Here is a 14,740-nt window from a genome sequence, read left to right as displayed (position 1 = left end):
TAGCCCTCACGTATCCAGCGGCCGCATCGGGTTCAGCTTGCGCCGGCCCATCTTGCCGCCGAACAGCGAGGAATGCGGCGGGCCGAAATCGCAGCCATTGCCGAAGGTGAAGCCGCAGGAACCTTTCAGCCCATAGGCGTCCTCGGCGCTTTCGCGGTGGCTGGTGGGGATGACGAAGCGATCCTCGTAGTTGGCGATGGCGAGATACCGATGCATGTCCTCCACCTGCGAAAGCGAAAGCCCCGCCTGCGCCAGCACGTCGGCGCCGTCGCCCTCGCCGAGCTGGCGGCGGCGGTAGTGGATGCGCATGGCCAGCATCCGCTCCAGCGCCGAGACGATCGGCTCCTCCTTGCCGGCGGTAAGCAGGTTGGCGAGATAGCGCACCGGGATGCGCAGCGAGCGCACGTCCGGAATGCCGCCCACCGTCTCGATGGCGCCGGCATTGGCGTGCGACTGGATGGGCGAGAGCGGCGGCACGTACCACACCATCGGCAAGGTGCGGTATTCGGGATGCAGCGGGAAGGCGATCTTCCAGTCCACCGCCATCTTGTAGGCGGGCGAGCGCGTCGCCGCCTCGATCCAGTTGTCGGCGATGCCGTCGGCGCGCGCCTGTTCCACCACGGCCGGGTCGTTGGGGTCGAGGAACAGCTTGAGCTGCGCCTCGTAAAGGTCCTGCTCGTCCTCGGCCGCCGCCGCGCGCTCGATGCCGTCGGCGTCATAGAGCAGCACGCCCAGATAGCGAATGCGGCCCACGCAGGTCTCCGAGCACACCGTCGGCTGGCCGGCCTCGATGCGCGGATAGCAGAAGATGCACTTCTCCGCCTTTCCGGAGGTCCAGTTGTAGTAGATCTTCTTGTAGGGGCAGCCCGACACGCACATGCGCCAGCCACGGCACTTGTCCTGGTCGATCAGGACGATGCCGTCCTCCTCGCGCTTATAGATCGATCCGGACGGACAGGAGGCCACGCAGCTCGGATTGAGGCAGTGCTCGCACAGCCTCGGCAGGTACATCATGAAGGTGTTCTCGAACTGGCCGTAGATGTCCTTCTGCACCGCCTCGAAATTGTAGTCCTGCGAGCGCTTGTCGAACTCGCCGCCCAAGATCTCCTCCCAGTTCGGGCCCCATTCGATCTTCTCCATCGGCCGGCCAGTGACCAGCGACAGCGGCCGGGCGACCGGCGCCGTCTCAAGTTCGGGCGCCTTCTGCAGATGCTCGTAGTCGAAGGTGAAGGGTTCGTAATAGTCGTCGATCTCGGGCAGGTTCGGATTGGCGAAGATCTTGGCCAGCACCGAAAGCTTGCCACCCTGCTTGGGCACGATCTTCCCGTTCTTCCTGCGCTCCCAACCGCCCTTCCAGCGCTCCTGGTTTTCCCAATCCTTGGGATAGCCGATGCCGGGCTTGGTCTCGACATTGTTGAACCACGCATATTCCATGCCCTGGCGCGAGGTCCACACCTGCTTGCAGGTGACGGAGCAGGTGTGGCAGCCGATACACTTGTCGAGGTTGAGCACCATCGCAACCTGTGCGCGGATCTTCATGACGCAGCCTCCTCGGCAACCGGATCGACGGGGTTGGAATGGTCGAGCCATTCGACCTTGGCGAGCTTGCGCACCACCACGAACTCGTCGCGGTTGGAGCCGACCGTGCCGTAATAGTTGAAGCCGTAGGAAAGCTGCGCGTAGCCGCCGACCATATGAGTGGGCTTGAGCACCGTGCGCGTCACCGAATTGTGGATGCCGCCGCGCTGGCCGGTGATCTGCGAGCCCGGCACGTTCACGATCTTCTCCTGCGCATGATACATCATGCACATGCCTTCCTGCACGCGCTGGCTCACCACGGCGCGCGCGGCGATGGCGCCGTTGAGGTTGAACAGCTCGATCCAGTCGTTGTCGACGATGCCGGCCTTCCGAGCGTCCGTCTCCGACAGCCACACGATCGGGCCTCCCCGCGAAAGGGTGAGCATGATGAGGTTGTCGGTGTAGGTGGAGTGGATGCCCCATTTCTGGTGCGGAGTGATGAAGTTGAGCACGATCTCCTTCTCGCCGTTCGCCTTGGCGCCCAGCATGGCGGCGGCTGTTCGCGTATCTATGGGCGGTCGGTAGACGGCAAAGCCCTCGCCGAAATCGCGCAGCCAGCGGTGGTCCTGGTAGAATTGCTGGCGGCCGCTGATCGTGCGCCACGGGATCAGCTCGTTCACGTTGGTGTAGCCGGCGGTGTAGGAGACGTGCTCGCTTTCGATGCCGGACCATGTCGGCGAGGAGATGATCTTGCGCGGCTGGGCCTGGATGTCACGGAAGCGGATCTTCTCGTCCTCGCGCGTCTCGGCGAGATGGACGTGGTCCCGTCCGGTGATCTTGCCGAGCGCGGCCCAAGCCTTCACCGCAACCTCGCCATTGGTCTCCGGCGCGAGATACATGATGGTCTCGGCCGCATCGATGTCGGTGTCGATGCGCGGCCGCCCATCGGCCGGCCCGCCGTCGTTCACCCGATGGTTCAGCGCGCCGAGCCCCTTCACCTCGGCCTCCGTGTTCCAGGAAATGCCCTTGCCGCCGTTGCCGAGCCTGTCGGCGAGCGGCCCGAGCGAGGTGAAGCGGCGGTATGTGCCGGGGTAGTCGCGCTCCACCACCGCGATCTGCGGCGCGGTGACGCCGGGCACCAGATCGCATTCGCCCTTCTTCCAGTCCTGCACCTCGAAGGGCTGGGCAAGCTCTGCCGGCGTGTCGTGCTGGATTGGGATCAGCACCACGTCGCGCTCGATGCCGAGCTGGCCTTCGGCGAGCTCGGAAAAGCGCTTGGCGATCGCCTTGTAGGTCTCCCAGTCGCTCCTTGCCTCCCACACCGGGTCCACCGCCGCCGACAGCGGGTGGATGAAAGGGTGCATGTCGGAGGTGTTGAGATCGTTCTTCTCGTACCAGGTGGCGGTCGGCAGCACGACGTCGGAATAGAGGCAGCTCGTCGACATGCGGAAGTCGAGCGTGACGACGAGGTCCAGCTTGCCTTCCGGCGCGGGGTCGCGCCAGGCGACCTCGGCCGGCTTCTCGCGACCCTCCTCGCCGAGGTCCTTGCCCTGCAGGCCGTGCCGCGTGCCGAGGAAATGGCGCAGGAAATATTCGTGCCCCTTCCCCGACGAGCCGAACAGGTTGGAGCGCCAGATGAACAGGTTGCGCGGGAAATTGACCGGATTGTCAGGGTCCTCGCAGGCCATGGCGAGCCTGCCGGATTTCAGGCCGGCCACGACATGGTCCTTCACTTCGACGCCGGCCTTTTGCGCCTCGGCAGCGAGCATCAGGGGATTGACATTGAGCTGCGGCGCCGAAGGCAGCCAGCCCATGCGCTCGGCCTTGACGTTGAGGTCGATCATCGAGCCGCGATAGGGCGCGGGATCGGCCAGCGGCGAAAGCAGTTCCGCCACGTCCAGCTTCTCATAGCGCCACTGGTCGGAATGGGCATAGAAGAAGGATGTGCCGTTCATCTGGCGCGGCGGCCTTGCCCAGTCGAGCGCGAAGGCAAGCATGGTCCAGCCGGTCTGGGGCCTGAGCTTCTCCTGCCCGACATAATGCGCCCAGCCGCCGCCGGACACGCCCACCGTGCCGCACATCATCAGCATGTTGATGATCGAGCGGTAGCCCATGTCCTGGTGGTACCAGTGATTCATGCCCGCCCCGATGATGACCATGGAGCGGCCCTTCGTCTTCTCGGCATTGGCGGCGAAACCGCGCGCCACCTCGATGGCATGGGCGGCGGAAACGCCGGTGATCTTCTCCTGCCAGGCGGGCGTATAGGGAACGTTGTCGTCAAAGCCCTTGGCGCAATCGCCGCCCAGTCCCCGGTCCAGCCCGTAATTGGCGCAGAGCAGGTCGAACACGGTGGCGACATGGGCCTCGCCGTCGGCAAGCCTGACCCGCCGCACCGGCACGTTGCGGAGCAATACGTCTCCGCCCTGGTCGTTCTCGGCGAAATGCGGATGCGGCGTGCCGCCGAAATAGGGAAAGGCGACCGGCACCACCGCGTCGTGCCTGTCCCTCAGGCTCAGGCCCAGCCGCACCTCGGCGCCGGTCTCGCCGTCCTTCTCCTCCAGGTTCCAGCGGCCCCTTTGCTCGTCCTCGGCCGGCCAGCGGTAGCCGATCGAGCCCTGCGGCACGACGAGGTCGCCGCTGTCTTCCGCCACCGCCACCGTCTTCCAGGCGGCACGTCCGGCCTTCGGCGCCTTGCGGCGCGATCTTGCGCCGCCGCCGAGATCGCTCTGACGCAGGTAGCGGTCGGGCACGAAACGGTCGCCGTCCTTCCTCAACCGCACCAGCATCGGCATGTCGGTGTAGCGGCGGCAATAGTCCTGGAAATACGGCACCTGACGGTCGAGGAAGAATTCCTTCAGGATGACATGGCCCATCGCCATGGCGAGCGCGGCATCGGTGCCCTGCTTGGGATGCAGCCACAGGTCCGACAGCTTCGCCACCTCGGAATAGTCGGGCGTGACGGCCACGACATTGGTGCCGTTGTAGCGTGCCTCGACGAAGAAATGCGCGTCGGGCGTGCGCGTCTGCGGCACGTTGGAGCCCCAGGCGATGATGTAGCCGGAATTGTACCAGTCGGCCGATTCCGGCACGTCGGTCTGCTCGCCCCAGGTCTGCGGGCTCGAAGGCGGCAGGTCGCAATACCAGTCGTAGAAGGAAAGCAGCGTGCCGCCGATCAGGCTGAGATACCGCGCGCCGGAAGCGTAGGACACCATCGACATGGCCGGGATCGGCGAGAAGCCGACGACGCGGTCCGGCCCGAAGGTCTTGACCGTGTGCACGTTCGCGGCGGCGATCATCTCCACCGCCTCCGCCCAGGTCGAGCGCACGAAGCCGCCGCGCCCGCGCATGGCCTTGTAGGACCTTGCAACCTTCTCGTCGCCGGCGATGCAGGCCCAGGCCTCGAGGGGCCCGAGCGTCTTGCGCGCCTCGCGCCATGCCTTGACGAGGCGACCCCGGACCATCGGATACTTGATGCGGCTGGCGCTGTAGAGATACCAGCTATAGGAGGCGCCGCGCGAGCAGCCGCGCGGCTCGTGGTTGGGCATGCCCGGCCGCGTGCGCGGATAGTCGGTCTGCTGCGTCTCCCAGGTGACGACGCCGCTCTTGACGTAGATCTTCCAGGAGCACGAGCCGGTGCAATTGACGCCGTGGGTCGAGCGCACGATCTTGTCGTGCTGCCAGCGCTGCCGGTAGCCTTCCTCCCACATGCGGTCCTCGTCGCGCAACTCGCCGTGACCGTCCGCGAAAGTCTCCCGGCGTCGGGACAGATAGGTCAGGCGTTCCAGGAAGTGGCTCATATGGCTATTCCTTTCGTCGGCGTCAGGCTTGCGAGGGTTTCGGCTGCGCCGCCTCCCCGCCCATGACATTCTCACCCAGGACATTCTCGCCCATGACCGGGGCGCGCCGCACCTCGGTGAGGTAGTTCAGCGTCAGCGACACCCACACGATGCCGTAAAGCAGCATGAAGCAGCTCGAATTGAAGCCCAGCCGGTCGAGGATGGCGCCGAACATGATCGGCAAGAGGAAGCCGCCGAGACCGCCGGCCATGCCGACGATGCCGGACACCGCGCCCATGTTGTCGGGAAAATCGTCGCCGATATATTTGAAGGTGGAAGCCATGCCGCAGGCAAAGGCGATGCCAAGCACGAACAGCAGCAGCGTGAAGAACCAGGCCGGCAGCGCGATGCCGAAGCTGATGGGATCGCGGATCGTGTGGATCGTCAGCTCGGTGCGGGGGTAGGAAAGCAGGAAGAGACATATCCAGGCGATCCACAGCACCCACCAGGTGACGCTGTGCGCGCCGAAGCGGTCGGACAGCCAGCCGCCGAAGGCGCGGAAGACGCCGGCAGGCAGGGCGAAGCAGACGGCGAGCAGCGATGCCTGGGCGATGGTGAGCCCGTATTCCGACTTGAAATATTGCGGCATCCAGATCGACAGCGCCGTGAAGCCGCCGAAGACGATGGAATAATACTGGCAGTATTTCCACACGCGCGGATCGCGCAGCACGCCGAGTTGCGACAGCATGGAAGGCGAAGCTGCCGCCCGTGCCGGGTCGGCTGCGGAAAATATCCAGAAGATCGCCGCCGTCGCCACCAGGCCCACCGCATAGACCCTGGGCACCATCTGCCAGCCATAGGCGTCGATCAGCCATGGCGCGACGAACATGTTGAGCGCCGCGCCCACCGTGCCGGCGCCGAAGAAGCCCATGGCGAAGCCGCGCTTCTCCTTCGGGAAGAAGCGCGCCACATAGGGCGTGCCGACCGAGAAGGATGCGCCGACAAGCCCCAGCGCCAGGCCAAGCAGCAGGAACTGCCACAGGGCCACGGCATAGGAGGAGATCCAGACCGGAACGGCGCAGCCCAGAAGCAGCGCCAGCATCAGGCGGCGCCCGCCGAGGCGGTCGGTCCAGATGCCGAGCGGCAGGCGGAACAGCGCCCCGGTCAGCACGGGCGTCGCGGTGAGCAGGCCGAACTCGACGGAGTTCAGGCCCAGTTGCTCGCGGATGGGAATGCCGGTCACGCCGAACATCATCCAGACGGCGAAGCAGACGGTGAACGCCCAGGTGGTGGCGAGCAGAACGATGTAGCTTCGAAATCCGGACATCACACCTCTGCAACGGACGGTGGACTGGACTCGCAAATTTCCGCGCCCGACCCCCGCAATAGTTGCAGGAAACCGGCGGTCTACTTTCCTTGCGACAGTCTATGCAAAAATGATTGCCAGTGACAAGGCCGTGTTTCTTTGCATTTCTGCAAACGAAAACGCTGCAAGGTCGCGTGACGGCCGGGGACGGCCGCTGTCGCGTCACCGGCCGGACACGCCCTCATCCCAGCCAGGGCTGATACGGGTCGCAGTCTCCGGCCGCTGCGGCGCCTTTCCTTCATCGCGACGCCGGCGTCTGGCCGCCGGCCGCCGTGATGACACCGACGATGATGAGCCCGGTGAGCAGCAGGCGCACGCCGGCGCTGACGCCGAAGGTGTTGAGCATGGTCAAAAGCAGCACCAGAAACAGCGACGCGCCCCACACGCCCGGCACGTTGGCCTTGCCGCCGGCGACCGACGTGCCGCCAATGACCACGACGGCGATGGAGGCAAGCAGGTATTCGTTGCCGAGGTTGACGCTGGCGCCGCGGAAATAGCCTGCCAGCAAGGCACCGTTGAGCCCGCCGAGCATGCCGCAGAGCGTATAGGTGAGGAAGCGGATGCCGCCGACCTTGACGCCGGCGAGCCAGGCGGCGCGGATGTTCTGGCCGATGGCCAGCACCGAACGGCCGTAGATCATGCGGTTGAGCGCGACGCCGGCCCCGATGGTGAACAGCACGGTGAGGATGGCCAGCACCGGCACGCCGAGAACCTGCAGATTGGTGAAGGCGGCAAAGCCGGGCGGCGGCTTGATCTGCAGGCCGCGGCCGAAGGAGATGTCGATCGACTGGATGATGAAGCTTGCCGACAGGGTGGCGATGATCGGCGGGATGCGCAGCGCCCAGATCAGGAAATAGTTGGCGGCGCCGATCGCTGCGCCGCAAGCCAGGGCGGCAGCAAGGCCGAGCGCGATCAGGCTGTCCTGGCCGTCCATGACCGTCATGGCGACGGCCGAGGCGAGGCCGATATTGGCCGGCAGCGACAGGTTGACATTTCCCGGCCCCAGCGTGATGACGAACATCTGCCCGACGCCGACGATGACCATGAACACGGCCAGCGAAAGCGCGGCTGTGATCATGCCGCCGCCGCCATGTCCGCCGGTGAAGGCGACAGTGGCGAGCCATACCAGCGCCGCACCGATGAAGGACCAGATCCAGGGCCTGGCGAGAATTGCCATCGGCGCGCGCTCCATGGTCAGCTTCCCTTGCGGCTGATGAGCACACGGGCGGCAAGCACGATGATCAGGATGGCGCCGTTGGCCGCCACCTGCCAGTCCGGCGGGATGTGCATGAAGGTGAGAAGCGGCGAGGCCGCCAGCGCCAGCGTCAGCGCGCCGATCACCGCGCCCACCGGCGAGACGATGCCGCCCATGAATTCGCCACCGCCGAGGATGACGCCGGCAATGGAGAGCAGCGTGTAGCCGTTGCCGATATTGGCGTCGCCCGACGTGGTGATGCCGATCAGGGACAGGCCGGAGAGCACGCCGAACAGGCCGGCCAGCGCGAACAGCGTCACCTTGGTCCTCAGCAGCGACCAGCCCGCGCGCCCGAGCGCTGCGGGATTGCCGCCCGAGCCGCGCAATATGGCGCCGTAGGAGGTGCGCATGAGCCCGACATGGACGACCAGCGCGATCACGATCGCCGCGATGATCGGAAACGGCATCAGCGGAGGCTTGAAGCCCATGAGCCCGAGCAGCCAGGCCGGCGCCTGGCCGCCCGGCTTCGGCAGGATGAGGATCGCCAGCCCTTGCCACACGAAGCTCATGCCCAGCGTGACCACGATCGAGGGCAGGTTGCGCAGGTGGATGAGGGCGCCCAGAAGCGCATAGACGCCGATGGAGGCGGCGAGCACGGCGGCGCCGAAAAGCGGGGCCTCGCGCAGCCAGGTCGCCGTCACGCAGCCGACGAAGCCGACGAAAGTGCCGATCGACAGGTCCAGCTCGTTGCCGGCGATCACGAACATCTGCGCGATGGTGGCCAGCGCGATCGGAATGGCGAGGTTCAGCATCAGGCTGAAGCCGAAATAGGAGATGGCGCGCGGATTGAGCCAGGCGATGGCGATCAGCACCAGCGCCAGCGAAAGCGCCGGCAGCAGCGCCCTCAGCATGCGGGCGCGGGGCGTCATGGCGGATGCCGGCGCCCTGCGACCGGTCTCGGCGGAAGCCGTCGTCATCTCAGGCCTCCTCGCCGAAGGAGGACTGGATGATCTTCTCCTCCGTCAGTTCGCCCCGGCTCAGATTGGCGACGATGCGGCCATTCTTGAACACATAGATCTGGTCGCAATTCTCCAGCTCCTCGGTCTCGGTGGTGTACCACAGGAAGGTGCGGCCGGCCCGCGCCTCCTCGCGCACCAGATCGTAAACCTCCAGCTTGGTGCCGACATCGACGCCGCGCATCGGGTCGTCCATGAGCACGATGCGCGCATCCGAGCCGAGCGCGCGGGCGAACAGCGCCTTCTGCTGGTTGCCGCCGGAGAGCGACAGGATGTTGTTGTTCATGTCCGGCGTGCGGATGCCGATGCGCTGTTGCCAGCGGCGGGCCATCTCCGCCTCGCGCCGGGGCGAGATCAGCAAGCCCTCGCGCAAGCGGGAAAGCGAGCGGATGCCGATATTCTCGGCGATCGACCATTGCGGGAAGATGCCGTCCGACTGGCGGTCGCCCGCCACCAGCGCCACAGGCGCCGTCACCTGCACGCCGGCACGGCGCCGCGCGGCCGCGGAGAACACCTCAAGCAGAAGTTCCGTCTGGCCGTGGCCGGCGAGCCCGGCAAGCCCGATGATCTCGCCTTCATGCGCCAGAAGCTCCTTGTCGCCATCCTGGCGGGCCGGACGGGCACGGACGCGAAGCGAGCCGGGCTCGCTCCGTTCCTCCCGCAGCTCGACGGCCGCCTTCTCGCGCAGGGCGTCGCCGCCCATCAGCGTCACCAACCTGTCGCGGTCGAACGAAGCCGCGGCGTCCGCCGCCACCACCTTGCCGTCGCGCATGACCACGATGCGGTCCGCGTTCCTCAGCACCTCGCCCAGCACGTGCGAGATGAGGATGCAGCTTCCGCCGGCGGCGACGAAGCGGCGCACGAAGGCAAGCAGTTGCCCCGCCGTGTGCGCATCGAGGGACGAGGTCGGCTCGTCCAGGATGACCAGGTCGAGCGGGTCCTTCGTAATGGTGAAGGCGCGCGCCACCTCCACCATCTGGCGCCGGCCGATGGAAAGGTCGCGCACGATGTCGGAGGCCTCGATGCCGTGGCCCGGAAAGATCTCGTCCAGCCTGGCGCGGATGAGGGCGGCGGCCTTGCGCCGCCAGCCGAAGCCGCGCAGCGACGGATGGTTGATGCGCGTGTTCTCCGCCACGCTGAGATTGGGGCAGAGCGAAAGCTCTTGGAATACGCAGCGGATGCCGAGCTTCTGGGCGCGGACCACCGAATAGCTGTCCTCGGCCGAGCCGCCGACGGCGATGCGCCCGCCACTCGGCGCGAGCGTGCCGGCGACCAGGTTCATGAGGGTCGACTTGCCCGCGCCGTTATGGCCGATCAGCCCGACGCACTCGCCCGGATCGACCGCGAAGTCGACGCCGTCCAGCGCGCGAACGGCGCCGAAGTGCTTTTCGACGCCGTCCAGCCTGACGATGGTGCGTTGGGTCGCTGGCACCGGCTCTCCTCGAAGGTTCCTGCCTCGAACGTCCGGTCTCAGGTTAGGCGCACGCCGGCACCGCCGCAATCACTTCATGTTCTCCTTGATGGCGGCGATCGCATCCTCCTGCGTGTATTCGTGGCTGGCGACGCCTCCCTTGGGAATGTTCGGCAGAGCGGCCTCGAAATCGTCCTGCGTGAAGACGAGGTAGGGCACGGTCAGGTCGTGGGGGGTGTCGGTCTTGCCGTCGAGCACCTGCTGGGCCACCCAGAAGGCGAGCGTCGACACGCCCGGCGCGATGGAGGCGGACCAGGTGGTGTAGCCGTCCTTCTCCTTCTGCTCCTTCCACCACTGCAGCTCGTCCTGCCGGTTGCCCATGATGATGGTCGGGCGCGGCTTGCCGGCCGCGGCGAAGGCCTGCGCCGCGCCATAGCCGTCGCCGCCCTGGGTGACGACGCCGACGATGTCGGGCAGGGAAGGCAGCACGGTGGCCACCGCCTTCTGCGCCGTGGTCTGGTCCCAGTTGCCGGTCACCGAGTTCACGATCTTGAACTGGGAATGGGCCGCCACCCCTTCCTCCAGCCCCTTGTGGATGGCGTCGTCGATCGAGGTGCCGGCAAGGCCCCGGATCTCGAGCAGGTTGCCGCCCTCGGGGTGGAACTTCGCCATCTGCTCGATCTGCTGCTTGCCCATGTCGACATAGTCGACGACCACCCGATAGGCGCAGGGCTCGTCGACGATGCCGTCGAAGGAGACGACGACGATGCCGGCGTCGCAGGCCTGCTTGATGGCGCCGTTGAGCGCGGTCGGCGAGGCCGCGTTGATGACGATGGCGTCATAGCCCTGCAGGATCAGGTTCTGGATCTGCGCCGCCTGCGTGGGCACTTCCTGGTCTGCGGTGGTGAACACGTCGGCCGCGGCGACGACGCCGTCGGCGACGGCCTTCTTGGTCACCACATCGTAGCTCTTGAGCATGGACTGCCGCCAGGAATTGCCGGCATAATTGTTGGAAAAGGCGATCTTCTTGCCGCTGGTGTCGGCCAGCGCAGTGCCCGAGGCCAGCATGGCGGCCAGAGCACCCAGTACGAACAGCTTCTTCATTTCACGCTCCCCTTGTTGTTCCAACCATCTCCATCCACCGGCGCCGACTGCGCCGGCTCAAAACAATCTCAGCCCCGGCACGCGCACCCTGCGACTGTAGAGCGAACTCGACGCGGTGATGAACAGGGTGCGCAGGTCGTCGCCGCCGAAGGTGAAGTTCGCCACCACCTCGGGCACCCGAACGACGCCGAGCGCATGGCCCGACGGATCGAAGACATGGATGCCGGCCGGGCCGCAGCAATAGAGATTGCCGCAACTGTCGATCTTCATGCCGTCGGGTGCGCCGGGCTCCACGCCGTGGGTCTCGGCCCACACGGCGCCGCCGGTCAGCGTGCCCTGCGGCGTGACGCTGAATACCCTTATGTGCCGGCGTTCCGTGTCGTTGACGAACAGCCGCGCCTCGTCGAGGGAGAAGCACAGGCCGTTCGGCTGCGCGAAATCGTCGACCAGGAGCGTCAGGCCCGAGCCATCCTCCTCCATCCGGTAGACACCCTGGAAGGCAAGATCCTGCGGGCGCGGCACGCCGTAATATTCCATGCGGCCGTAGCTCGGATCGGTGAAGTATATGGACCCGCCGGTCGCCACCACGATGTCATTGGGGCTGTTCAGTTCCTTGCCCTTGAAATGGGTGGCGAGCACGCTCAGGCTGCCGTCCGGCTCCAGCCGCGTCACGCGGCTCGTCGCATGCTCGCAGGTCAGCAGCCGACCCTGCCGGTCGAGCGTGTTGCCGTTGGCCTTGTTGCTCGGCTCGCGAAAAACCGCGATCGTGCCGTCCGGCGCGCGCCTATGCATGCGGCTGTTGGGCATGTCGCTGAAGACCAGCCATTTTTCATAAGGGTGCCACACCGGCCCCTCGATGAAACCGAAGCCGGTCGCCAGCCTTTCCAGTGCCTCTTCGCCGACCACGTCGCCGAAGCCGGGCTCGCGGGTGACGCTCGGCATGGCCTAGCTTCCCGGCTTTTCCACGGTCGTGCCCGCGACATACCAGTCGGCGGCCGCAACATCCTCGAACACCACCCAGATCGCCTCTCTGGGCAGTTCAGCCACCTCGCTGACCGCGTCGGTGACGCGGCGCGCGATCTCGTTCTTGCGCTGCTGCGAATGGCCCTTGAGAATACGTATGTTGACGAAGGGCATGGTCTCCTCCCAGCCTGTTCGTTCCCACGCGGCAGAGATTAGGCGCAAGCATGCGGCGGCGATAGGTGCCAAGCCGCAACGCCGACTGTGCAAACGCACAGTTCTTTCGTGGCCTCTGCGCTATTGCGGCCAGCGCTGGCCCGCAGGTGGCCCGGCCGCCAGCCAGTCGTCCAGCTTCTCCTGCTCGCGCCGCAGCGCGTCGATGTTGATCATGCCGCGGGCAAGCGCGAGGTAGATCGCCCGCGTGCGCGAGTTGAAGGTGGAGCCGGCCTTGTCGGTGCCGGTTCCGTCCGGCGCCACGCCGAGCTTTTCATAGAGATGCTTCAGGCGGGCCTGGGCACCGCGGGTCGAGAGGCCGCGCCGCGCCGCGATGGCCTTGTCGGTGAGGCCGAGCGCAATGTCGATGAGGCCTTCGTACTCGCCGTCGGTCAGCCCCTCGAGGCGGTCCTGCACGCGGCTCTGGATGCCGCGCACTTCGCGGTCGATGATGCAGTGGCCTTCGCTGAAGACGCCGCGCAGGGCCGAACGCATGCCCTCCTCGGACGTCGATTTCAGGACATAGCCGTAGACGGAGCCCGGCGGCACGATGCGCGCCACGCCGCGCACATAGGATTCGTCGGCGAAATTGGACCAGAACAGGATCTGGATGTCGGCGCGCCGGCTCCACAGGGCGCGCGCGACCTCGATGCCGGTGGCGCGCGGAAGCTGCAGATCGAGCACCACATGGGAAGGCGCCAGCCGGATACCGAGATCGATCGCCTCGTCGCCATTGGTGGCCTCGATCACCTCTACCGCGCCCTGCCACAGGCGCTCCACGATCGTGCGGGCAAAGCTGCGGTGCAGGCCGTCGTCCTCGGCGATCATGACCAGCATCACACGCTCCCGATCGCCTCGGCCGGCCTTGCGGCAACCGCCGGCGCCGCCATTGCCGCCGGCAGCCACGCCACCTCCACCATGACCCGCGTGCCGCCCCTGCGGGAGGCGCGGCCGATGCGCAGGCGCGCGCCGATCAAGGCGGCGCGCGTGTGCATGTGGCCGATGCCGCCGCTCGCCTCGGGGTCCACCGTGCCGCAGCCGATGCCGTCGTCGCTCACCATCACACACAGCGACCTGTCGCTCGCCTCCATGCGAACCTCGATCCGGTCCGGCTGCGCATGGCGGACGGCATTGTTGATCGCCTCCTGCACGATCCGGTAAAGGGCGGTGCGCATTTCCTGCGAGAGCCGGTCGGCCGCGCCGGCGCTGGTGTCGTCGATGCGCACGGCGATCGGCGGCGAGGCCCTGCTGACGCTGCGGTTCAGATGCGCCTCGATGGCGTCGCGAAGCCCGAACAGTTCCAGCACGCCAGGCCGCATGTCGTCGACGATGCGGCGCAGTTCCGCCAGGCAGTTGACGATCTCGCGCTCGAGTTCGGCAAGCTGTGCGACACGCGCCACGCCCTGCCGGTGCAGCGCCGAGACCTGGCGCACCACGCGGGCGAGATCGGCCAGCGTCTGGTCGTGTAGGTCCATGGCGATGCGCCGCCGCTCCCGCTCCATGCCCTCGGTCAGGCGCGAGGCGCCGACGCGCAGCAGCTCGGCGTGGTTGCGCGCCTCGCTCTCGGCCAGCATGGCGCGCCGCGCCTCCTCACTCTGGATCAGGGCGTAGATATAGGGCGCGATGAAATCGGCGCAGTGCTGGGCCGTCTCCACGTCGGCGAAGGTATAGCAGCCGGGATCGTGCCTGCTGATGTCGAGCGTGCCGACGATGTCGCCGCGCGCCCGCATCGGCACGATGATGCGGCTGCGCAGGCCGGCCGAAAAGATCGGCTCGTCGAGGGCGCCGGGAAAATGGAAGCGGGCATCGCACAATGCATCGGGCGTGAGCAGATGGGCCACCTCGCCGCGCAGCACCGAGCGCACGGGACTGAGATCCGTGGGCAGGGGGTTGGCGGCCAGTTCGCTCCAGCTCGTCTGGCAGCCGGCCTCGTAGCAGGCATGCTTGCGCCGGTCGTGCAGCAGCACGGCGACGTCGATATGGTCGTGAGGGATGAGTTCGCCTATCTCCGCCGCGGTGGCCCGGAAGGCCGCGCCGGGGTCGATATGGCCGGCAAGTGCCCGCGCGATCACGAGCAGGCGCTCTACCAGCAGGGGAGAGACGTCCTTTGCGATCCCAGGTTCCTCCTCCCGTCCGCTCCGGATAGTGGACACCCTCCGGCGAGCTTGTCAAATCCCCAAA

At 66.6% G+C, this 14,740-nt stretch carries 11 protein-coding genes; all 11 read right to left on the bottom strand.

Annotation, left to right across the window (positions count from 1 at the left end):
* Positions 1-6: 6 nt before the first annotated feature.
* The 11 genes from narH to ACTDI4_RS03245 all read right to left on the bottom strand — a co-directional run bounded on the left by narH (position 7) and on the right by ACTDI4_RS03245 (position 14,712).
* Complete coding sequence (gene narH, locus ACTDI4_RS03295; RefSeq protein WP_442839795.1) at positions 7-1,539, bottom strand: nitrate reductase subunit beta; 1,533 nt, start codon at positions 1,537-1,539, stop codon at positions 7-9.
* Entirely contained in the window at positions 1,536-5,315 is a 3,780-nt protein-coding gene (locus ACTDI4_RS03290) for a nitrate reductase subunit alpha (protein WP_442839794.1), read from the bottom strand. The genes narH and ACTDI4_RS03290 overlap by 4 nt, the downstream gene beginning before the upstream one ends.
* A 22-nt stretch (positions 5,316-5,337) precedes the next feature.
* Positions 5,338-6,621 (bottom strand): MFS transporter, encoded by a 1,284-nt coding sequence (locus ACTDI4_RS03285; RefSeq protein ID WP_442839793.1) that lies wholly within the window; start codon positions 6,619-6,621, stop codon positions 5,338-5,340.
* Between the two features lie 277 nt (positions 6,622-6,898).
* Positions 6,899-7,837: an ABC transporter permease gene (locus ACTDI4_RS03280; RefSeq protein ID WP_442839792.1), complete on the bottom strand. Its 939-nt coding sequence runs from the start codon at positions 7,835-7,837 to the stop codon at positions 6,899-6,901.
* Positions 7,838-7,854: 17 nt separating this feature from the next.
* Positions 7,855-8,832 (bottom strand): ABC transporter permease, encoded by a 978-nt coding sequence (locus ACTDI4_RS03275; RefSeq protein WP_442839791.1) that lies wholly within the window; start codon positions 8,830-8,832, stop codon positions 7,855-7,857.
* A gap of 1 nt (position 8,833) precedes the next feature.
* Complete coding sequence (locus ACTDI4_RS03270) at positions 8,834-10,303, bottom strand: sugar ABC transporter ATP-binding protein (protein ID WP_442839790.1); 1,470 nt, start codon at positions 10,301-10,303, stop codon at positions 8,834-8,836.
* 69 nt (positions 10,304-10,372) lie between these two features.
* On the bottom strand, positions 10,373-11,386 hold the full coding sequence (locus tag ACTDI4_RS03265) for a substrate-binding domain-containing protein (RefSeq protein ID WP_442839789.1): 1,014 nt from the start codon (positions 11,384-11,386) through the stop codon (positions 10,373-10,375).
* 57 nt (positions 11,387-11,443) lie between these two features.
* Positions 11,444-12,328 (bottom strand): SMP-30/gluconolactonase/LRE family protein, encoded by an 885-nt coding sequence (locus tag ACTDI4_RS03260; protein WP_442839788.1) that lies wholly within the window; start codon positions 12,326-12,328, stop codon positions 11,444-11,446.
* A 3-nt stretch (positions 12,329-12,331) separates the two neighbouring features.
* Entirely contained in the window at positions 12,332-12,523 is a 192-nt protein-coding gene (locus ACTDI4_RS03255; RefSeq protein ID WP_442839787.1) for a tautomerase family protein, read from the bottom strand.
* Positions 12,524-12,643: 120 nt separating this feature from the next.
* Positions 12,644-13,396 carry a response regulator gene (locus ACTDI4_RS03250; protein WP_442839786.1) on the bottom strand — a complete coding sequence of 251 codons (753 nt, stop codon included), beginning with the start codon at positions 13,394-13,396 and terminating at the stop codon, positions 12,644-12,646.
* On the bottom strand, positions 13,396-14,712 hold the full coding sequence (locus ACTDI4_RS03245) for a GAF domain-containing sensor histidine kinase (protein ID WP_442839785.1): 1,317 nt from the start codon (positions 14,710-14,712) through the stop codon (positions 13,396-13,398). Before ACTDI4_RS03245 ends, ACTDI4_RS03250 begins: the two co-directional genes overlap by 1 nt.
* Positions 14,713-14,740: the final 28 nt, after the last annotated feature.

Origin of the sequence: Mesorhizobium sp. PUT5, from assembly GCF_052216645.1 — a bacterium.
GTDB lineage: Bacteria > Pseudomonadota > Alphaproteobacteria > Rhizobiales > Rhizobiaceae > Mesorhizobium.
The sequence above is the reverse complement of the archived record's forward strand: the minus strand, read 5'-3'. Positions and strand labels throughout refer to the sequence as shown.

Bases quoted from the DNA above. Each gene is read 5' to 3' on its own strand.
- ACTDI4_RS03255 (WP_442839787.1), bottom strand. From the start codon at position 12,523: ATGCCCTTCGTCAACATACGTATTCTCAAGGGCCATTCGCAGCAGCGC.
- ACTDI4_RS03250 (WP_442839786.1), bottom strand. From the start codon at position 13,396: ATGCTGGTCATGATCGCCGAGGACGACGGCCTGCACCGCAGCTTTGCC.
- ACTDI4_RS03285 (WP_442839793.1), bottom strand. From the start codon at position 6,621: ATGTCCGGATTTCGAAGCTACATCGTTCTGCTCGCCACCACCTGGGCG.
- ACTDI4_RS03275 (WP_442839791.1), bottom strand. From the start codon at position 8,832: ATGACGACGGCTTCCGCCGAGACCGGTCGCAGGGCGCCGGCATCCGCC.
- ACTDI4_RS03265 (WP_442839789.1), bottom strand. From the start codon at position 11,386: ATGAAGAAGCTGTTCGTACTGGGTGCTCTGGCCGCCATGCTGGCCTCG.
- ACTDI4_RS03280 (WP_442839792.1), bottom strand. From the start codon at position 7,837: ATGGCAATTCTCGCCAGGCCCTGGATCTGGTCCTTCATCGGTGCGGCG.
- ACTDI4_RS03290 (WP_442839794.1), bottom strand. From the start codon at position 5,315: ATGAGCCACTTCCTGGAACGCCTGACCTATCTGTCCCGACGCCGGGAG.
- ACTDI4_RS03260 (WP_442839788.1), bottom strand. From the start codon at position 12,328: ATGCCGAGCGTCACCCGCGAGCCCGGCTTCGGCGACGTGGTCGGCGAA.
- narH (WP_442839795.1), bottom strand. From the start codon at position 1,539: ATGAAGATCCGCGCACAGGTTGCGATGGTGCTCAACCTCGACAAGTGT.